The sequence below is a fragment of the Desulfovibrio inopinatus DSM 10711 genome (genome assembly GCF_000429305.1).
Lineage (GTDB): Bacteria > Desulfobacterota > Desulfovibrionia > Desulfovibrionales > Desulfovibrionaceae > Alteridesulfovibrio > Alteridesulfovibrio inopinatus.
Map to the genome: position 1 here is coordinate 21,756 of NZ_AUBP01000001.1, position 20,495 is coordinate 42,250.

Annotated in this window: 14 protein-coding genes; 4 read left to right on the forward strand and 10 right to left on the reverse strand. The window is 50.2% G+C overall.

The window, feature by feature from the left end; all coding sequences use genetic code 11:
- Positions 1 to 50 precede the first annotated feature (50 nt).
- Positions 51 to 497 carry a hypothetical protein gene (locus G451_RS26545; protein WP_051260949.1) on the reverse strand — a complete coding sequence of 149 codons (447 nt, stop codon included), beginning with the start codon at positions 495 to 497 and terminating at the stop codon, positions 51 to 53.
- A 236-nt stretch (positions 498 to 733) separates the two neighbouring features.
- Between G451_RS26545 and G451_RS26550 the strand changes: the two genes are divergently transcribed.
- The gene (locus G451_RS26550; protein ID WP_051260950.1) at positions 734 to 3,283 is read left to right on the forward strand and encodes a PAS domain S-box protein; all 2,550 of its coding nucleotides are present in this window, start codon (positions 734 to 736) and stop codon (positions 3,281 to 3,283) included.
- Between the two features lie 20 nt (positions 3,284 to 3,303).
- Here G451_RS26550 and G451_RS26555 read toward each other — a convergent pair whose 3' ends face one another.
- On the reverse strand, positions 3,304 to 4,161 hold the full coding sequence (locus G451_RS26555; RefSeq protein ID WP_034640090.1) for a zinc metalloprotease HtpX: 858 nt from the start codon (positions 4,159 to 4,161) through the stop codon (positions 3,304 to 3,306).
- 223 nt (positions 4,162 to 4,384) lie between these two features.
- On the opposite strand from G451_RS26555, the gene G451_RS0100090 reads away from it, so the two are divergent.
- Positions 4,385 to 6,700: a methyl-accepting chemotaxis protein gene (locus G451_RS0100090; protein ID WP_027182675.1), complete on the forward strand. Its 2,316-nt coding sequence runs from the start codon at positions 4,385 to 4,387 to the stop codon at positions 6,698 to 6,700.
- An 89-nt stretch (positions 6,701 to 6,789) separates the two neighbouring features.
- On the opposite strand, the gene G451_RS0100095 is transcribed toward G451_RS0100090, so the two are convergent.
- Both G451_RS0100095 and G451_RS26560 read right to left on the reverse strand, forming a co-directional pair.
- A complete protein-coding gene (locus G451_RS0100095; protein ID WP_027182676.1) occupies positions 6,790 to 7,167 on the reverse strand; it encodes a VanZ family protein in 378 nt (125 codons plus the stop codon).
- The gene (locus G451_RS26560) at positions 7,164 to 7,541 is read right to left on the reverse strand and encodes an STAS domain-containing protein (protein ID WP_051260951.1); all 378 of its coding nucleotides are present in this window, start codon (positions 7,539 to 7,541) and stop codon (positions 7,164 to 7,166) included. Before G451_RS26560 ends, G451_RS0100095 begins: the two co-directional genes overlap by 4 nt.
- 91 nt (positions 7,542 to 7,632) lie before the next feature.
- Between G451_RS26560 and G451_RS31990 the strand changes: the two genes are divergently transcribed.
- Complete coding sequence (locus tag G451_RS31990) at positions 7,633 to 9,762, forward strand: sensor histidine kinase (protein WP_051260952.1); 2,130 nt, start codon at positions 7,633 to 7,635, stop codon at positions 9,760 to 9,762.
- The gene (locus tag G451_RS0100110) at positions 9,755 to 10,426 is read left to right on the forward strand and encodes a response regulator (protein WP_027182677.1); all 672 of its coding nucleotides are present in this window, start codon (positions 9,755 to 9,757) and stop codon (positions 10,424 to 10,426) included. The genes G451_RS31990 and G451_RS0100110 overlap by 8 nt, the downstream gene beginning before the upstream one ends.
- A 107-nt stretch (positions 10,427 to 10,533) precedes the next feature.
- Here the strand turns inward: G451_RS0100110 and gap are convergent, their stop codons facing one another.
- From gap to G451_RS26570, 6 genes are all read right to left on the reverse strand, one after another.
- Entirely contained in the window at positions 10,534 to 11,553 is a 1,020-nt protein-coding gene (gap, locus tag G451_RS0100115; protein WP_027182678.1) for a type I glyceraldehyde-3-phosphate dehydrogenase, read from the reverse strand.
- Between the two features lie 5 nt (positions 11,554 to 11,558).
- Complete coding sequence (locus G451_RS0100120; RefSeq protein WP_027182679.1) at positions 11,559 to 12,119, reverse strand: GAF domain-containing protein; 561 nt, start codon at positions 12,117 to 12,119, stop codon at positions 11,559 to 11,561.
- A 110-nt stretch (positions 12,120 to 12,229) separates the two neighbouring features.
- Positions 12,230 to 13,990, reverse strand: a complete 1,761-nt coding sequence (locus tag G451_RS0100125; RefSeq protein ID WP_027182680.1) for a PTS fructose-like transporter subunit IIB — start codon at positions 13,988 to 13,990, stop codon at positions 12,230 to 12,232.
- Between the two features lie 11 nt (positions 13,991 to 14,001).
- A complete protein-coding gene (gene pfkB, locus G451_RS0100130) occupies positions 14,002 to 14,952 on the reverse strand; it encodes a 1-phosphofructokinase (protein WP_027182681.1) in 951 nt (316 codons plus the stop codon).
- 36 nt (positions 14,953 to 14,988) lie between these two features.
- A complete protein-coding gene (gene ptsP, locus G451_RS0100135; RefSeq protein WP_027182682.1) occupies positions 14,989 to 17,466 on the reverse strand; it encodes a phosphoenolpyruvate--protein phosphotransferase in 2,478 nt (825 codons plus the stop codon).
- A 682-nt stretch (positions 17,467 to 18,148) separates the two neighbouring features.
- On the reverse strand, positions 18,149 to 20,491 hold the full coding sequence (locus tag G451_RS26570; RefSeq protein ID WP_051260953.1) for a B12-binding domain-containing radical SAM protein: 2,343 nt from the start codon (positions 20,489 to 20,491) through the stop codon (positions 18,149 to 18,151).
- Positions 20,492 to 20,495: the final 4 nt, after the last annotated feature.

Here is a 20,495-nt window from a genome sequence, read left to right on the forward strand (position 1 = left end):
GGAAGGCGCGATGTGTTGGGGCAGGAGAACCCTGCCCCGAAAAGCATTCGTTAGTCAGCTTGCAAAACGACGCTCATACCGGAACCTGCGAGACTGAAACTGAGTCCCTTTTGGGTTCCATGTAGAACCATGATGACACCGTTTTGGTTTTTGAGAGAAAGATCGGCTTCACCGCCGCCAAATGCTCCACCTGCTTCGTAGCCCGTGAAGGTACCGTTGAAATCGGCTAATTGCTTGAGATTGTATATCTCGCCCACGGCACTCATACCGGAATATCCTGCTCCAACAACTTTCAACCCATCAATTTTAAAGGGAACGGATCGCCCTTTATAGGTAATGGTTCCTTGACCCCACGAAAAACCGATACCGATCGATACAGACTGACTTTCCAGACGAACAGTCGCAGATGGGTTTTGTTGTCCTTTAGCAAAACTTGTCGATGGGATGAGCCCAAATAGCAGAAAGAGAAAAAACACGCTGAAAACGGTTTTTGTCATCGTATGCTCCTTTAACCAATTAGGATTTTTATATATCATATCATACCTCGTCCTATTTGCAACGGAAATGAATATTCTCCAAAGAAACGCGGGAAAACGTTGTATTTTTGTTGCGAAAAGGTGATGGCAATTGACCGGATTTGCCTGTTAGAGCAGAAAGAAAATATAGCCTGAAATAAGAAGTACAAATTTGGAATAATTTATACGTGTTGTTTTTCTCAGTTGGAGAACACGGTATGCAATGCTTGATGGCCTCTGTTATTGCGACACTGAGTGGGACATGTATCCTTTGTGTTGTCTACCTCTATTTATATGCTATTGAAAAAGAACATGCGCTTCGCGTATGGTCTTTAGCTTGGGGTCTCTATAGTCTTCGTTTTATATTTTTATTGTTGAATATCTCGTATGGCCCTTCGATTTGGTTCTCGATAGCCAATCAGGGGGGGGCCTTATGGAGCGGTTTTTTCTTGCTGCAAGGTGCATGTCTTTTTACGCACCGGCCTTTACCTCAGGTGTGGGGTTGGCTTTCAATATTTTGTTCGGTCTGGATTTGCATTGCGGTACCACTCACGCTTGATTTTCGCTGGATAAGCTTGCCAACATTTTTCTTGTTGGGAGGACTGTATTGCCTGGTGGGGTTTGTCTTTTTACGATGGAAGGATTTCCATGGCCTGGAAAAGTCAATTTTAGGATGGGCTTTTTTCGCCTGGGGTTTGCACAAAATGAATTATCCTTTTTTGCAACCGATAGACGAGCTTGCTCCCTGGGGATATTTTGTTGGCTCGATGTTGGAATATATCGTCGCGCTGACTTTTTTGCTTATGTATTTTCGACGGACAAAGGATTTGTTGATTCGAAGCGAAACACGATTTCGTCGTTTTGTTGAAAATTGTTCCGATGCAATTTTTTTAGCTGAGGCCAACGGTCGCATTTGTGACGTTAACCGCATGGCCTGTTTGAGCTTAGGCTATTCCCGCGAAGAGCTTCTGGAACTCGCTGTTTCTGATTTGGATGTGGCCATGCCCCGTGAGCATTGGGAACAGCTTTCTGGGCAAACGGCGGACGACAAGCCTTTTTTTGTTGAAGGGATGCACAGGAAAAAAAATGGCAGTACGTTTCCTGTGGAAATTCAAGCGATGTTTTTTGTCGAGGATGAAACTCGATATTGTTTAGGATTTGTTCGCGATATTACGCAGCGCAAACAGGCAGATGAGCGATTGCGACAAAGTGAGGCTCGATTTCGGCGATTGGTGGAATATTCTCCTGCGGTCATTTACCGGTTGGCACTGACACCGTGGGTGCATTTTGAATATGTCAGTCCTGCCATTGCATCTCTTTTGGGGTGGACGCCCGAAGAATTGTATGCCGATCCAGGACGTGTTTTCGGAATAGTCCATAAGCACGATCGATTGCGCCTGGCGCGAGTATTGGAGACTTCGTTTACCGAAGTTCAATATCTGACATTACGTTGGATTCGCAAGGATACAACAATTATCCATACAGAACACAGGATTATCCCGGTTCCGTCGGAGAATGGACGGTTGCTGGCTGTGGAAGGCATTGCCCACGATGTGACGGAAAAAGTGGAATATGAACAGAAGTTAATTGCAGCCAAAGAAGCGGCAGAAGAAGCAACGCGAACCAAATCTGAATTTCTGGCCAATATGAGCCACGAAATTCGAACACCGCTCAACGGTGTGATGGGAATGTTGCAACTGATTGGCACCACGAAAATTAATGACGATCAGCGGCGCTATCTTGATGAAGCCCGAGGAGCTGGCAAACGACTTACGCGATTATTAAGTGATATTCTTGAGTTATCACGGGTTGAATCGGGTTGTGTTGAGATTGTGGAGGAAGAGTTTGATCTGATGAGCCTGATGAACTCTGTGAAGGAAATTTTCTCTCAGAAAACTCTCGCACAAGGTGTTGAGCTGTTAACAGCAGTGGATGAGAACGTGCCGGAACGAGTTCGGGGGGACTCGGGACGTGTCCTTCAGGTTCTTTTTAACCTTGTCGGAAATGCTGTTAAGTTTACGGAACAAGGACGTATTGAGGTAACTGTCACTCGCTTATTGTATGCTAAGCCACGGAGATGTCGCCTTCTTTTTACAATAACCGACACGGGACGAGGTATGAGTGAAGGAGAACTCGATACGATCTTCGATGCGTTCACGCAGACCGAGAAATCCTATACCCGACGGTATCAAGGAGCAGGGTTGGGGTTATCCATCGTAAAACGGTTGATTGGTTTGCTAGGGGGAGGATTGTGTCTGACAAGTCAACCGCAGATTGGAACGCAGTGTTGTTTTAGTCTCCCGTTTCGTGTCTCAGAAGGTTCGGCAGAAGTTCTAATCGATGACGAGGGGGCGGTGATGCCGACACCTTCAAAGGGGATGCGTGCAACGATCCTTCTTGCAGAGGATGACACGTCCAATCGCCTGGCGTTGAGTCGTTTTTTAGAGCGTGCCGGATACAGAGTTGTCGCTGTATGTGATGGAGTCGAGGTACTGGACGAGCTGTCAGATGGAAATTTCGACATCATTCTCATGGATGTCCAGATGCCTCGACTAAACGGTATTGTAACGACTCGTATGATTCGTACCGACCTGACGTATGCTCGTCACGCCCGAATCCCGATCATCGCCCTGACAGCATATGCCATGGCAGGGGATAAGGAACGTTTGTTGAAAGCAGGTATGGACGCTTACATTGCCAAGCCCATTATTTTCGAAGAACTCGTAACACTCATCGAAAGAACTTTGGGTTCTGTCCTCTCTGCGTAACGGAGAGGACAGAGACCTGTCTATTCGCGAGGTTTTTCTAAACTGAGTAATCGCCGGATGCGTTCCTCGGTGATGGGGTGTGTGCGTAAGATTGAAGGCGTGGGGTCTTTTCGCATCGGCAAAAAAACATGTTGGAAAAGGCTCTTTTGTTTGATCTCCATTTTCTCCAGGGCTGAGGCCAAAGCTTTGGGATCGCCTGTGAGGGCTGCAGCTTCGTTATCTGCATCGAATTCGCGTGTACGCGACAACGCGAGTTGAAGAAGGCCGGCCACCGTTGGCGAGAGAATAAGAATGAGGATAAGCAGCCAAGGGATCGTTGCTCCGCCCATGACGAGAAGCGGAAGGTTGAGCAACAAGAGAAATTGCCCCACGAGAGAGACCATGGAAGTGACACGGCTAATGATATCGGCCATAGCCATGACTCCCATGTCATTGTGCACAATATGACTGAGTTCATGTGCCAAAACAGCACGCAATTCTCGATGATTAAGCGAGCGGAGCAGCCCGTCACTGAGCGCGATATAGGCATTGCCTTTTGATCCGACGGAAAATGCATTGGCAATATCCGTTGGGATATAGGCGACACGCGGCGAGGGCGAAAGATGTGCCTTGCGAGCCAAATCGTCAACAATAGTATATAATCCCGGTGCCTCGCCGTGTCCGAGTTCACGTGCCCGGTAACTGCGCAAAGTCAGTTTGGCTGACAACCGTGGTGCCAGAAAAAAAAGAATTGCGCCAAAGAACAGCGTCCACCGGATTCCTGACGGTCCAGCCAAAATATATCCTACCAATACCATAAGGCCGAGCATAGCAATCAGAAGCAAAAACGATTGAAAGACATTGGTCAGTCTTCGCCCGATAAACTGGCGTTGATCCATAAGGCGTATCCTTGTTGTTTATTTCCGTTCTCTCTTCCAGCCCTCTGCGATGTCGTCAACCCTTGACATACATGGGGATGTTGGCGCTGGAATTGAATGAGATGACAAAAACGTAAATTTCGACTAATTATGAGCTACTCACGAGTGATATTCGTAATTTTCGTAAATAAGAATGGATCCTTGGTTGTCGAGGGGATATCGCAATATTGTGCCTGGAGGGCGTATGAAGTTTCGTAGTATTAGCATCCAGCTTGCCGTAATAACTCTAGGCATTATCGCCGTTTTTGTCGGACTTCTTATTTGGTATGTCAGCACATCAACATATACGATGGCGATTGATCTTGAAAAGCAAACATTGTCCGACGTTGCGGTATCCACCACACGCGTTGTGGAGAGCTATGTTGATAACAATATTGCATTAGCGCAATCGCTTTCAGCACAGTCCGGTTTTCAAGGCGCTCTGTTATCCGAATATTTTGTGAAGGATGCAGATAAAGTCATGAGTGAATTTTTATCCGGCTACAAAGATTTGTGGGCCATCGCGCTCTTTGATCTGGAAGGGAACGTTGTTTCTGGACAAAATGCCTTGCAACAAAAATTGGGAGGCGAATCATGGGCCGGACGCGACTTCGTACAGGCAATTGCGCAGGGAGAAACGCTGTATATCGGTGATTCCGTGCAACGCCAGGGTGCATCTCTCGTTTTTGTCGTTGCAGTTCCGGTTCGCGATCTGAATGGAGAACCGGCTGGCGGTATTGCCGTATTCAGCCGATTCGATAATTTTACGCGCAAGTTTGTCGATTCCGTGGCGGTTGGCAGAACCGGATATGCCTTTATCCTCGACACCAAAGGCCGGTTTATTGCGCATGCTCGCAAAGGTGATGTGATTTTACAAAGCGGAACCGATCTCGACTATGTTCAAAATGCCTCGGCATTGGATCGGGGTATTGTGGCGTATGATGAAGGTGGAAACGAGTCCTTTATGGCGGTCGAAACCATTCCGGGCGTTCATTGGAAAGTCTGTGTAACGGCGCAGAACTCGGAATTATCCGAAACCCCCCATCATCAGCGGAATATTCTTCTTGTCGCTGGTCTTATCCTTATTTTCCTTCTGGTCGTGCTCTTATATTATACACAGCGCCGGTTGGTGCTGGGACCGCTATCTGTTCTCGAAGGATATACCATGAAAGTTGCAAATGGTGATCTTCATGCGGAATTGTCCGGACATTTTCGGTATGAGTTAGCGCAACTTGCCACCAATCTCAAACATATGGTGGATGAATTAAAGGCGAAACTCAGTTTTTCACAGGGTGTTATGGACAGTGTTTCGTCGTCTTTTCCATGTCTTGTACTCGATGCCGATGCCTCCATTACGTTTGTGAACGAGCAGTTATTATCGCTCTTGGGAAAAACTGGTGAACCAACCGATTATCTTGATCAGAATGCTTCCGAATTTTTTTTCGGTGATCGATCAAGGCGACCTCGCTCGGCACAAGCACTTGATGAAAATCGACGTGTCGAAGGAGAAATGGAAGTTGCCATGCCCGATGGATCATTGCATATGCTTAACGTCAACGCGACCCCCCTGCATGACCTTGATGGCAATGTGGCCGGTGCTATTACGCTGTATTTTGATTTGACCACGCATCGTGAACAGGAAGCTCGTATCGTTGCGCAAAACGAAAAAATTGCAACAGCAGCTCAGCAAGCCGATGCAATCGCTGGACAGGTTCTTGACGCGGTCGAGCAGATATTGAATCAAATTAATCAGGCGACCCAGGGGGCGGAGCAGCAAGAAGAGCGTTCAGGAGAAACCGCCACCGCAATGAATGAAATGAACGCAACTGTTTTGGAAGTCGCTCGTCATGCGCAGGAATCGGCATCGCATGCCGATGAGACGAGGCTTCAAGCTGTTGAAGGTGAAACTGTTGTTCGAGATGTGGTTGGAGCTATTGAACAGGTACGCCTCCAAGCAGAATCCTTGAAAGCCAATATGGACAACCTTGGTGTACAGGCCTCGGGAATTAGTCAGATTATAGACGTGATTGGTGATATTGCCGATCAGACCAACTTGCTTGCACTGAATGCGGCTATTGAAGCTGCTCGTGCCGGAGATGCCGGGCGTGGATTTGCGGTTGTTGCTGACGAGGTGCGCAAACTCGCTGAAAAAACCATGATCGCCACGAAAGAAGTTGGTGATTCGATATCGCACATTCAGACAGGGGTGAAAAAAAGCATTGAAGCGACCGATAACGCCAATCGGGAAATTGAAGCCGGAGCTGATTTAGCCGCATCATCTGGGAAGGTACTCGAGCAGATCGTGAGCCTGGTGGAAGCCAATTCCGATCAGATCCGTTCCATTGCAACGGCGAGTGAACAGCAATCTGCTACATCCGACTTGATTAACCAAGCCGTTGAGGAGATCAGTCGTATATCGGCTGAAACGGCACACGGTATGACGGAGGCAAGCGGGGCGCTTGATGATCTTGTCGAGCATGTTCGCCATCTCCGTAACGTTATTGATCAAATGCAATCTTAAAACCATCCAGCAGAGGAGTGGCATAAGCTTACTCCTCTGATTTATTCCAGATCGCCAGCCTCAATATTCTTTCCGCTTGATACAATTTTTTAAAGCCGTTCAATTCGTTGCGTGTCATCGTCAGAGGATGCAAAGAAATTTTTGATGAGCAGGGCAGCGAAGAGCCCCAGTGTGGCCCCTATGATATTGGCAGCCATATCATCAAGGCTGGCTGTGCGTTCGGGGACGAAAGACTGCAGAAATTCCAGGACGCCGCTAAGTCCAACAATTGCGCCGGAAGCAAGAAGAACACCTTTGCGTGGTTTGAAGACAAATGGAACAAGAAAACACATTCCACCAAAAACGAGCGCGTGGCCTATTTTGTCATGTTCCACATGTCCGAATGCGGGCACAAATGTAGAAAGCGTGACCGCGGCAGTAAAGACAATAAGCAGCAAGGCGCCCCACCGTTTAAGAAAAACTATCATGATGTTTCGGGTTCTCCGCTGGACATGGAGGATGAAGAAGCTCGAACAACGGCCGACATAGCATCGTCTTGTGTTGCAAAGATATCAAATACGAGATCAAGGCGCGTCAACTTAAAAAGTGCCTGAATTTCAGCACGCAGACAACATAATTTAATATCCCCACCGTGCGTGGCAAGAGTGCGTAAGGTTGAGACGAGAGTTCCTAGTCCAGAAGAGTCGACAAAGGCAACTTGGTGGAGATCCAGAATAATTTGAAAACGATTCGATTGTAGAACTTCGTTTACAGCGTGCTTGAATGCATTAATTGTCAATCTATCAAGTCTGGTATCCGGAGTGAGAATGGCTCCGAGCGGAAAAAGTTGAATATCGATCAAAACGGCCTCGCCCTATGAGATGTTTTTCAGTACATTTCATTTCTCTTTATTCTTTGTAGCATACAGAAACAACACTTCATATCAGAATGTTATGGAAAAACATCAAGGTTCTACTTTTGGTAATGGTTCGTTCCTCAGCCTCCGCGCTGCAACGTTAATACTGATATCCATTTTGTTCTTTTTTCTTGTCGCAGCGATTTATGGGCTCATGCGGTATCAGATTGTTGAAAGCTTTGAATCACTTGAGCGAAGTGCTTTGTTTAAAGATTTGTTCCGAGCACGCAATGCGGTCACGGGCGAACTCAAGGCCATGGACGAAATATTACTTGATTGGTCCGCCTGGGATGACACCTATCATTATGCTCAAGGCCGCAATGCTCAATTTCCGTCGGAAAATTTAATGGACTCGACGTTCACTGGAATTCGCATGAACGGCATTCTCTTTTTTGATAATAATGGGAATGCGTTGTCGGGGCGCGGGTTCAATTTAAAAAAGAATAATGTGGAACCGATTCCGGACTGGATCATGGCCAAACTTGGTCCGGATTCCATATATTTACATTTCGATGATATCGCTCAAGGGCATGCCGGTATTGAAGTTCCGGAATTCGGCACTCCGGCGCTTATCGCGACACGGCCAATACTGACAAGTGATAACGAAGGACCTTCGGTAGGAACTGCAGTCATGATTCGGTATCTCGATAAGGGTCTTGTCAAACGCCTCTCGCGGTTGGTCGAGGCTGGTCTTGAAATAATTCCTTTGGATTCGCCGACACTGCCTGATGTTGCACGATGGGCGCTACGGGATAATCGAACAATGGCCAGTTTGCCGTTGAACGATCGAGAAATCGCCGGGTATGTTTTGCTCCACAGTATTCAGGGGGATGCCGACCTTGTCATCCAAGTCATAGAACCACGGTCCATTTTTAAACAAGGTTTGGCGACGCTTCGGTTGACGGTATTGTCTGTTGCCATTGTCGCCGTCATTTTTGGATTGATGACACTTATTTTCCTTGAACATAATGTTCTTTCCCGCATCAGCAGTTTGACACAGCAGGTCGCTCCAGTCACCGATGCGGCCGACGTATCCGCTCGTGTTTCTGTTTCCGGTCGGGATGAAATTCGTGAACTCGGCGATGGGATCAACGCTATGCTTGACCGCATTGAACGCGCGGAAACCACGCTTCGGGCTTCGGAGACGCGTTACCGAACATTATTTGAACAAAGCCCTGATCCCGTGGTTTTGGTTGATACGGAGAACGGCACCATTGTCCAGGCTAACGACCAAGCTTTGGGACAGTTGTTTCGCAGTGCAGATCCTGTTGGCACGGGATTTTCGAGCCTGTTCGAGACTTCCGATAATAAAGCTCGCTCCATTCTCGACGATACAGTCCGTTCAGGGGCGCTTATGCGTGAAGCTGTGGTCATTGGTCCCGATGACCGATTTGATGTTGTTGTCAGTGCTCGCAGTCTTGAATTGGGAAAACATCGATTTATTATCGCTATCTTGCGCGATGTTACCGAGCGCAACAAGGCAGAACGGCGGATCAAAGATCTCACGGGACGTTTGCTTTTAGCGCAAGAGAACGAGCGGTTGCGTATTTCACGGGATCTCCATGACAATGTTGCACAAGATTTATCCAGTCTGCGTATTACCTATGAAACCATGCTTGATGATATGGAATTTGTTCCACCAGCATTGCACGATCGTATTGCCAAAGCTTCGCTTATTCTCCACAAGGCTATTGCTTCTGTGCGTGAGCTTGCCTATGGACTTCGTCCCCCGAATCTTGACAAGCTTGGCCTCTGCAAAACCGTCATGCGCCATTGTGAAGAATTCGAAGAAACTACAGGTATTGCTTTAGACGTCTCTTGTGTGGGAGTTGAAGGACTTGACCTTGATTTCGATACCGAGATCAATTTATATCGATTGCTGCAGGAAGCTCTGAATAACGTCAAGAGACATGCCGAAGCGACACGTGTGACCGTTCGATTGGTCGCATCGCACCCCATGATTCTTTTACGTATTGAAGACAATGGAAAAGGATTTTCTCAAGATGATCTTGATCAGACTGACGGTCTTGTTTCCGGGATGGGATTGCATGGGATGCGCGAGCGTGCCGAAGTGATCGGCGGGAGTTTCAAAGTCACGTCCATTCCTGGAAAAGGAACACGTATTTTTGCACAAGCACCAATCGGAGGGCAACACCAGCATGGCTGACAAGCGCGTCATCATTGTCGATGATCATCCGTTATTTCGAGAAGGCTTGAAGACTATGCTCGCCAGAACACCGGGGTATACGGTTGTGGGCGAAGCTGGTGATGTGGAGCCAGGGATAGATGTTATTACCGAGCACATGCCTGACATTGCTTTGGTCGATATCTCCTTGCCTGGCGGCTCGGGTATCGAATTGTGTTCAACCATTCTCGAAAAGAGTCCGAGTACGGCGGTATTGATTGTCAGCATGCATTCAAAGGTCGACTATATTACCGCGGCATTTCAAGCCGGTGCAAAAGGGTACCTTGTCAAAGATTCGGCAGCAGAAAAGCTAGGGCAAGCCCTGGAAGCCGTTACCGCTGGAGAGACCTGGATGGATGCGGCGGTATCGTCGGAAGTCGTCCGTCGTCTTGTGGGAGGACCGAAGCACGATCAGAAGAGTGATCAAGGATATAGTGCCCTCACCAGTCGCGAACAGGAAATTTTTCGTCTTCTCGCCGAAGGACTCTCCACAAAAGAGATTGCAGAGAAGCTTTTTATCAGCCCCAAAACCGTCGAAAATCACCGTTCGCACATCATGGGCAAAATGGAATTGTCGAGTGCTGTCGAACTCGTCAAAACCGCCGCTCGTCTTGGTATCATCGATCTTGATACGTGGGCGGAATAACGGCTTGTTTTGATGTTGAGCTGAAGTCGTGTCTTTCTCCCATGGAAGAAGGCCTCGCCGGCATGCCGACGAGACCTTCTTGGGGGAGATGATTTTGAAATTGGGTGTTAGATTCCACGTTCGATCATGTAGGCGATGAGATCGGCGACGCGGCAGGAATAACCCCATTCGTTATCGTACCAGGAATACACTTTGGCGAGGTTGCCGGATTGTACTTCCGTGAAATCGGCGTCCACGATGGACGAATGCGAGTTCCCGATGTAGTCCGAAGAAACAAAGGGGTCCGTGGAGTAGCCCAGGATGCCCTTGAGTTCGCCTTCAGCTGCTTTCTTCAATTCTGCTCTGAGATCTTCAGTCGTGGCATCTTTTTCCAGCACGGCAACGAAATCCACTAAAGAAACCGTCGGTGTGGGAACGCGTACGGAATAGCCGGAGAAACGACCGGCCATTTCCGGAATAACCAATGCCACCGCTTTGGCCGCACCTGTCGTGGTGGGGATCATGTTGCAGGCCGCAGCCCGGGCACGACGCAAATCTTTGTGCGGTAAGTCCAAAATACGTTGGTCGTTGGTGTAGGAGTGAATGGTGGTCATCACGCCTTTGATGATGCCGAAGGCGTTGTGCATGACATGGACGACCGGAGCCAGGCAGTTGGTCGTACACGACGCATTGGAGATGATGACGTGTTTGTCCGGATCATAGGTGGTGTGGTTAACGCCCATGACCAGAGTCGCATCTTCTTCCTTGGCCGGGGCGGAGATAACGACACGTTTGGCACCGGCTTCCACGTGCTGCATGGCCTTGGGGCCGGTACGGAAAATCCCGGTGGATTCAATGACAACATCGACACCCATCTTGCCCCAGGGCAACATGCGGGGGTCGCGTTCAGCCAAGCTCTGGACGGTGAAGTCGTCGCCGATATGCATTTTATCGTCTTCGACAGTCACGCTTGGGGCAAACTTGCCGTAGCAGGTGTCGTGAGCAAGCAAGTGCGCGTTGGTTTTGATATCGAAAAGGTCGTTAATCGCAACGACTTCCATAACATCACGATGCCGTTCCCAAATGGTCTTGAGAACCTGGCGACCAATGCGGCCGAATCCGTTGATACCGACTTTAACTTTGCTCATAATAATTAATCCTCAAAAACTTGGTACGTGTATTCATCCGCCAGTTGCTTTGCACGTTTGAGAGCAGAATACATGCGGGCGTTTTCCAGGGCCAATCCGGACAAGTTCGCAATGCAGCGCAGGAAGTCCAATTCTTCTTCATCGAATGTGCGGGCTTCGCCGGAGTAGACACGGATAGAGCCGATCACTTTGTCGCCACCAACGGAAAGCGGCAGAACCACAAGCGAGCGTAATCCTTCTTCGGCCGCTTCCTTGGGGTATTGGAAACGGTCGTCTTCGCTGACATCGGCAATGGTTACAATTTCGCCTTTGAGTACGTCTTGATCAAGTTTGGATTTTTCCACTTCCACAGGGCCTTTGTGGGCATAGCGATCGGAGAGGCCGAAATAAGCTCCCGGTTCCAGGGTTTTTCCATCGTGGCTGAGGACACGGATAAAGCAGCCTTTGGCCTGCATCGCCTTGGTCGTCTGCTCGGCAATTTGGGACAAAACTTCGCCGGGTTTGAGACTCAAGTTGATGACACGCGAGATTTCGTAAATGGTTTTGTGGAGATTTTGTGAAGCCATGTAGGAGTCTCCTGTGTTGATGTGTTGTCCAGTACGGCAATGAACTGCTTCTATACACGCTGACATAGTCAATCTCTACGTCAATGCGCAACCTTTTCTTGTCATTTCTCTTAACTTTGTGTCAGCGGCCGTTTGACGATAAACAATGCTGCCACAGAAATTAGCGTCCCAACAAGGATTGCCGACGTATAGGCAAGAAGATGTGTCACGGCATTGGGGATAAGAAGGACAAATACCCCGCCATGCGGAACCATGAGAGAGACATTTGAAACCATGGATAATGCTCCGGTCACGGCCGAGCCGATCATGATGCAGGGAATAACTCGGAACGGATCGCGGGCGGCAAATGGAATGGCACCTTCCGTGATAAACGACAGCCCAAGGACAAGTGCTGCCTTACTCGCTTCGTTTTCTTCTTCCGTAAAACGATTCTTGAAGAATGTCGCTGCAAGACCCAACGCCAGGGGAGGAGTCATTCCGGCGGCCATAACCGCTGCCATGGGACCATAAATCTTGCTGGCGAGCAGTCCGACGCTGAACGTATAGGCAGCTTTGTTGACTGGGCCACCCATATCAAAGGCCATCATGCCACCCAGAATCAGACCGAGGACAACGGCACTCGTGTTTTGCATGCCCTGCAACCATTCGGTCAGTGCCGTCAGGGCGATTTTAACCGGGGGACCGATGACATAGATCATGAGTAAGCCAACCACCAGGGTCGACAGGAACGGCAGAATAAGAACAGGTTTGAGACCCTGCAAGTCACGAGGCAGTTTGATGATATCGTTAAGAAACTTGGTCAGATACCCCGCCAGGAAACCGGCAACGATCCCTCCAAGAAACCCGGCTCCGACAGTGCTGGCCAGCATACCGCCAACGAGACCGGGGGCAATCCCGGGACGCTGCGCAATGGAGTAAGCAATAAACCCTGCTAAGACTGGGACAAACAATGAGAAAGCCGTTGCTCCACCGATTTGCATCAACGCCCAGCCCAAGGTGCCTTGCTGGTCGCCGGCATAAATACCACCGAAAGCAAAAGCCAGAGCGATGAGTAACCCCCCGGCCACGACGACCGGTAACATGTAGGAGACCCCGGTCATAAGGTGGCGATAGGGGCCGGTTCGTGACTCCGAACGTTCTTTTTTGGCTTCAGCAACTTTGGTTCCAAGGTCCTTGTTTATTTGCGGTTTGGCCGCCAAGGCTTCTTCGATAACTTTTTTGCCATCATGCAATGCCGCTTTGGTCGAGGTGTCGTATAAGGCTTTTCCCTCGAATCGCGTTTTATCGACGTACGCGTCTGCAGCAATAACCACAGCATCCGCTCGGGCGATTTCTTCCGGAGTCAGAACGTTTTTGGCGCCGACGGATCCCTGGGTTTCAATCTTGACTTCATGTCCCATGGCTTCGGCGGCTTTACGCAATGCTTCGGCAGCCATGAAGGTATGAGCAATGCCGGTGGGGCAAGAGGTGACCCCGACAATGAACTTGCTTCCCGAAGACGGTAAAACCGGCGCCTGATCGGATGCAGGAGCTTGAACAGCAAGTTCGGGTTCCTCTTCTACCTCGGCGGCTTCTGCCAATGCCGCATCGATAACGGCTTGTGTTTTGCGAATGGCTTCGCTTGTGGTGACCGCATAGAGTGGTTTTCCGACAAAGCGACTCGGATCCACGTGGATATCTGACGCTATAATAACAACATGGGCGTTCGCAATATCGTTGGCAGAAAGCTCATTTTTGATTCCTTCGGAGCCCTGCGTTTCCACAACGACATGATGCCCCATACTCTCACCGACCTTCTTCAGTGCTTCGGCAGCCATGATGGTGTGCGCCACCCCTGTAGGACATGCGGTAACGGCGACGATATTTTTCATGAAGCTTCTCCTTAAAAGTCGAGCGATTGAACGGTCACTTGAGATTCAAATGACGCCGCAAGATCGAGATTCGACAAACTTGGGCCGGGTTGTGTAACCACGGCGGCGGAAAGTGACGTGGCCAGCCGGGCACTCTCCGCAAGGGATTTGCCAAGTGCTATGCCGGCGCACAGTCCGGAAACCATGGCATCCCCCGCACCGACCGTGCTGACGACGTCAACACGCGGCGGTTTGGCCCACAGTGCTTCCTGTTCATTGATGAACAGAGCGCCATCTTCGCCAAGAGAGACAACAACGGTTTCAATTCCCGTCGCAACGAGTCCGCGAGCCTCCGTAACGATTTCCAGCGGTGTGTTGACCGGTCGCCCCAGATATTCGCTCAATTCGAATGCATTGGGTTTGATGAGCGAGGGGATGGCCTTAACGGCGTGGAGAAATGCTGGCCCACTCGTATCCACAACGGTTCGGACACCGCACGTGCGGAGCATAGAGACAAGTTCAGCCACGATGTGTGGGGACAGCCCCGCGGGGATACTCCCGGCAATCGCAACCGTGGAGGCGTTTTGCGCGAGGGTTTCGACCATCTTGAAAAGTCGGTCGATATGGTTCTGTGTCGGATTGAGTCCTGGAAAATTAATATCTGTTGTGGTCTGCGTCGTGGGATCAAGAACTTTGATATCCGTACGAGTTTCGCCGGGGACGCGCACAAAAGCATCGGTGATGTTCTGTTCGCGAAAAAGCAGTTCGAAAAGGTGCGGATTGACGTCCCCTAAGAAACCGGTCGCGACCACGGGTACATGAAACTGACGCAGGAGCTTGGCAATGTTGACGCCTTTGCCTCCTGCATCGGTTTGTGCCCGGCTTACTCGATTGACCGCGCCGATCGAGAAATTCTCGACGGTACATGCCAGATCAAGCGCTGGGTTCATGGTAATTGTTACAATGGAATGCGTTTTCGGCATGCTTTCTCTCCTTGGCATGGTGATCTGCCGTTTGCGTTAGGGCAGATGAAGCGCACGGACCTGTTTGACATTACGACAAGCGAGAGCCTTTTGCGCTAATTCTCGCGCATCGGCCATACGGATAGACCGGAGTTTCGCTTTGACGGCGGCAACGCTTGGGACAACCATGCTCAACTCATGCACGCCGAGCCCGGCGAGAATGACGGCACCAAGCGGTTCTCCCGCGAGTCCACCACACACGCCGACCCAGATGCCGGCCTCGTTGGCCGCGTCCACCACTTGACGTATCAGGCGTAAAATGGCTGGGTACAGACTGTCGGCCTGTGCAGCCAGAGACGGATGCAATCGGTCCATGGCCATGACGTATTGGGTCAAATCGTTGGTACCCACCGAGAAGAAGTCGACTTCTCGCGCAAATTCGGAGGCCATGACCGCCACTGACGGGACTTCGACCATGATGCCGATATCGACAGGCTCGGCACCGACTTCGATGCGGGCTTTTTCAGCAAGTCGTTTTGCAGCAGACAGGTCTTCGAGAGTCGTGATCATAGGGAACATGATGCGCACGGGACCTTTTTTCGAAGCACGGTAAATGGCACGAAGCTGAGAAAGGAACAGTTCAGGGCGATTTAAGCACAAGCGAATACCCCGTTCTCCCAAGAACGGATTATCCTCATGAGGCAAATCGAGATAGGGAACGGCTTTGTCTCCACCAATATCCAAGGTGCGGATAATGATGGGCAATCCGTTGAGCGCCTCAACCATGGCGCTGTAACTTTGAAATTGCTCTTCCTCGTCGGGTGGAGTTTCTCGACCCAGAAAAAGGAATTCCGTTCGCATGAGACCGACACCCTCGGCGCCAGCATTGACGGCCTGTTCGGCTTCGTTGGCCTTGCCAATATTGGCGACCACTTCCACGCGTTCTCCATCAATGGTTAACGCAGGCTGGAAACGAGCAGCGTGTTCTTCGTCGCGGACATCATCAAGTTTCTTTTGCGCCTGAGCAGCGGTTTCAAGGTCATTCTGACTCGGTTCAATATACAGCATACCGGCGTCGCCATCGAGGATGCCACTGGTACCGTCTTCGATTTTGAGTACAGCCGGCCCGGCACCGACAATGGCCGGGATGCTGAGTGATCGAGCAATGATGGCTGAATGCGACGTGGGGCCTCCGGCTGCTGTGCAGAAGCCAAGAATACGAGAAGGATCAAGCGTCGCCGTATCCGACGGAGTGAGGTCTTCGGCGACCAGAATGACTGGTGTGTTCGGAGCAACGAACTCGTCCTGAACAACCCCGGCAAGATGGCGGAGTACACGTCGGCCGACATCTTGGAGATCCATCGCGCGACCGGCTAGAATTGGATCGTCATGTTGTTCAAGAATACGAACACGAGATTCAATGGTTTGGCGCCAGGCAAAACCGGCACTCTTCCCTCGCTCAATGGATTCCTCGGCCTCGCTGAGGAGTTCCGGGTCTTCCAAAAACGCTTCGTGGGCACGAAAGATAGCAGCGCGTTGCACGCCGGCGCGAGCCCGAACTTCTTCATAGAGGTTGTGCAAATTGAGTTTGGCGGCGGCAATGGCTTCGTGAAGCGCCGTCCGTTCATGTTTTGGATCTTTGGCATTGGCTTCGACAACAATGCGGCTATGGGTAAATTGTTTGACTGGACCAATACCCAGTCCAGGAGAAGCGCTGATTCCTGGTATGGTTTGTTTTACCTCTAAAGGAGTCCAGCAATGGGCTGGCCGTGCCACCGTTGCGGATTTGTCTTCGTCTTCGTCGCCCAGACCGGCATCCACCGCAATTTTCAACTCCGCCAGAACTGCTCTCGCCTCGGGACCTTTGGCATGGAGGCGGATGGTCTTGCCGGCAGTGACGCCAAGTTTGAGAAGAGACGCCAAACTTTTCCCGTTGGCAGTTCGTCCATCAAATTCCACAAAAATTTCTGCATCATAATTCTTGGCAACGTCGACGAAAAACGTTGCCGGGCGGGCATGCAATCCATGGGCGCCCGTGATGACCACATCGACCGAGTCGTCAAACCCGGTGAGGTCCATGGTCGGAGCCGGCTTTTTCTTGGTTGTTTCGCCTTCGCGCAGAGCTTGAACAATGTCCGCAGGGTCTTTGGTTACCGCCAGACGTTCTGTGGTGTCAGGATCGTCGAGAACATGTGTGAGACGGGTCAGGATAGGAATATGTTCATCTGATTTGGCGGCGATGCCGACGACAAGATACACAGTTTCTCCCGGATTCCAGGTGACCCCGTCCGGAACTTGCAATACTGCGACACCGGTTTTTTTGATGAGATTACGGCCTTCGGGCAAGCCATGCGGAATGGCGATGCCATTGCCAAGGTAGGTATTTGCGACGGATTCTCGGGCGAGCATGCTGCTGACATACTCGGGGTCAATGTATCCAAGGTCCGCCAGTGTTTTGGCAACGCGCTCGATGGCGTCGTGTTTCCCTGCCACTTGCGCGCCCAGGATGATGGTGCGTTCGTCGAATTCGATCATTGCTGCCTCCTGGTTTGTGTCTGGAGTTGATTATGTAATCGTTTACAAAAAAATGTCAATAATCATTTTTATTCTTTCTTAATATACTTGTTTTTTGACCTATTTCTTTGAAAAGGATTTCTCCTTAATTAATTCAGAATGCGCTATAAATGCGTTTGATTGTAAGGAAATGTCGAGCCATTTGCATGGTTCTGTTTGTTGTCCTTAATTTTGCTCCTGTTTCGCTACTTTCAAAAACCGAATGATGAAAACGATTACATCCTAAATGTCGCTCCTTCCGCCCTCCAAAAGATTCTTGTTCAACAGCCTCATCGTGCCCGAAAGACAACGTCTTTTCGAAACGTCCGCTTGAAGCGGTTGTTGAGGATGTGATTTTTGTCAAAAGCTATAACATAATTTTATGTGATGGGGGGTGAAAATCAGAAAAAAAAGTCCACTCCTCGAATTGAGGAGTAGCGAAAATACGATGACTTTTCGGGTTGTTGAATTGGTCGGAACTTTCTTCGGTCGGTATCGTCAACAGAAGAGAGTTTCAGTGAACTGGTGTTGAAATGCGCTTTCGGCTGGTTTGAAAGGACTGTATTGATGGGAAATGTCATCCTCTCGATCGTGTGTATGATACTCTATACCATCGAGAGGGATGAGTGATATTTCCGGAAAGGAAAAGCGAGTTCTTCTTTTCTTAATGTATGAGAATACTTCCGGATGGACGTCTTTCTACATCTCCCTCAAAAATCACAGTACGATCGGGACCGGCCAATACGGTGAGGTGATGTGTCTCGGTTATGGTGTTGGTCAAAGGGAGTATAAACCCTGGATTACCGTTTGTTCCATGCAATTGATTGACATCGTTTCGAGGAACGTCCGTCACGGTTTGCCCGGCAGGAACGCCGTCGAGTAAGGCCCTGATGGTCATGGGGGCATTGGTTTCTGGTCGCTGTATAGCCCAGCCGGAAAGCGAATTCTCAGTCAGTTCGTCGAGATATCCTATGATGCCAGCCAAAAGGGCTTTTCGAGGTGTGCCTGTGATGGATGCGCCGGGATGATCTGGGATGAAGAGCCCAACTTTTTGGGGACAATTGCGTAGCGATGAAGCCGGTGGCATGAAGACAAACCCACACCGGCCGCTTCCTCCCACGACGGCTTTGACATCGGGGCGTTGTAGGTCGGCGACGATGCTCCAGGTGGAGCCGTCAATGTCGATTTCGACAACAAGGGGGGTGGGGTCGTCTGTGTTGACAGCCCAACCTGAGATGGTCGGGGTAATTGTTTCGAGATGTCCCATAACGGGAGAAGGCTTGGGGCCGAGTGTGACAGTCTGGGGCTTGCCATACTGATCATAGCGGACAATGGAGAGGGAGCCGGGCATTATCGGTTGTGTGTTTCCAAAACCGACGTCTACTGGAATAACTGGATCAAGATCGTTGTGTTGCGCGTTGAGGCGATGCAGATTTTTTTCAATGATCGGGTGGTCGGTATATCGTTTGGCACGCAACAAGTATCCGCGAGCTGCATTGTATTTATGAAGTGCTGCCATGGCAGCGGCGAGCACATTGTAACAGAGATGAGGCAAAGGATGCCCCATCTCCAGCGCTTGCTTGGCGTGCACTCGGGCTGCGTGAGCATCGTGTGCTTGCATGCAGGAAGTGGCCAAGTCGAGATGGGCGGCATGAAGATTCGGCAACGCGTGTGCGACTTCGACACGCTGTTCCAGTGTGGGGGCGGCAACATGACTTGCGCCGCAGTGCTCGTGATAAAGGTCATATACCTGAGCTTTATCCGCTGAGTTGCCGAGATAGACATTCAGTTCTGCAAAATCGCCGGAAAAGAAGATTTCCGGAGATAATCCAGCAGTACGAAGCCGTTCATATTCCGGAGTTCCAGGATAAATGCAGAGATTGCAATAGAATGCGGTGTCAGGTTTGGCGGTTTGAACAAATTCAACGCTCTGCCGAAATGTTTCGAGTGTTTCTCCTTGGTTTCCCATCATCATATAATAATGCACATGGAAGCCGTATTTTTGAGCCAACCGTGTGACATGGAGAATGCGTTCGGTGTTGATGCGCTTACCAATGTTTTGAAGGATAGTGGGGCTGGCCGACTCGACACCGAAGCTCAAACTGGCGCAACCGCTCTTGCGTAAGGCTATGAGCAGTTCTTCGTCCACATTGTCAACGCGCGCGTCACAACTCCAGAGAAGGTTGAGCTTGCGTTCCAGAATGCCTTGGCAAACCGCCATGGCTCGCGCTTTGTTGACGGTGAACGTATCGTCTTTGATGGCCAAGACGCGTCGACCATGCCGACGGACGGCGGTTTCGATCATGTCGAGGGTGTAGCCCGGACTATTGAAGCGGACCGTATTTCCCCACAGTGCCTTGCTCCCGCAGAATGTACAGTGGCCGGGACAGCCTCGAGACGACAGAATAACCGGGGTGTCAAAGTAACGGAGCGGTGAAACAAGACTATCGAGATCCCGGATGCGTGCGCGCTTTGGGCCAAGAACTGGAGCGCCATTGTGACGTACGGCGGCACCTGCGAGACCATACAGAGAGCGACCGGCTTCATAACGATGGATGAGTTCCTCAAATGTGCGTTCACCTTCACCAATAACGACGCAGTCGATAGCTGGAATATGGGACAGCGTTTCCAATGGGAGCGCGGAGACATGGGGCCCCCCGGCAACCACAAGTGAAGACGGCCAGCGGGTCTTGGCATAGTCGGCAACGGCACTAAGACCGCGTCGGTTCGATGTGATGGCTGTGATGGCAAAGATATCGGCAGGAGAGTTGTCGAGGAATGTGACGACATCATCCCAGGCGAACGCTGATAAATTGACCACGGATACATGGTGCGCCTTGGCCATGCTCTGAGCAGCCAAGCTGAGAAGCCCGAATGGGATAACTTGGTAAAACGGATCGGTGACAACATCGGCACCGGTTTGTGGTTGACCGAGTGGTCCTGTATACGGCGGCTGTCCAGGTTGAGCAAGTTTCCATGGAGGAGGCTGAATAAAGATAATCCGCATAGAA

Bases quoted from the DNA above. Each gene is read 5' to 3' on its own strand.
- G451_RS0100095 (WP_027182676.1), bottom strand. From the start codon at position 7,167: ATGATAGTTTTTCTTAAACGGTGGGGCGCCTTGCTGCTTATTGTCTTT.
- G451_RS26555 (WP_034640090.1), bottom strand. From the start codon at position 4,161: ATGGATCAACGCCAGTTTATCGGGCGAAGACTGACCAATGTCTTTCAA.
- G451_RS0100110 (WP_027182677.1), top strand. From the start codon at position 9,755: ATGGCTGACAAGCGCGTCATCATTGTCGATGATCATCCGTTATTTCGA.
- G451_RS0100125 (WP_027182680.1), bottom strand. From the start codon at position 13,990: ATGAAAAATATCGTCGCCGTTACCGCATGTCCTACAGGGGTGGCGCAC.
- ptsP (WP_027182682.1), bottom strand. From the start codon at position 17,466: ATGATCGAATTCGACGAACGCACCATCATCCTGGGCGCGCAAGTGGCA.
- pfkB (WP_027182681.1), bottom strand. From the start codon at position 14,952: ATGCCGAAAACGCATTCCATTGTAACAATTACCATGAACCCAGCGCTT.
- G451_RS31990 (WP_051260952.1), top strand. From the start codon at position 7,633: ATGGAAAAACATCAAGGTTCTACTTTTGGTAATGGTTCGTTCCTCAGC.
- G451_RS0100120 (WP_027182679.1), bottom strand. From the start codon at position 12,119: ATGGCTTCACAAAATCTCCACAAAACCATTTACGAAATCTCGCGTGTC.
- G451_RS0100090 (WP_027182675.1), top strand. From the start codon at position 4,385: ATGAAGTTTCGTAGTATTAGCATCCAGCTTGCCGTAATAACTCTAGGC.
- G451_RS26550 (WP_051260950.1), top strand. From the start codon at position 734: ATGCAATGCTTGATGGCCTCTGTTATTGCGACACTGAGTGGGACATGT.
- G451_RS26545 (WP_051260949.1), bottom strand. From the start codon at position 497: ATGACAAAAACCGTTTTCAGCGTGTTTTTTCTCTTTCTGCTATTTGGG.
- gap (WP_027182678.1), bottom strand. From the start codon at position 11,553: ATGAGCAAAGTTAAAGTCGGTATCAACGGATTCGGCCGCATTGGTCGC.
- G451_RS26570 (WP_051260953.1), bottom strand. From the start codon at position 20,491: ATGCGGATTATCTTTATTCAGCCTCCTCCATGGAAACTTGCTCAACCT.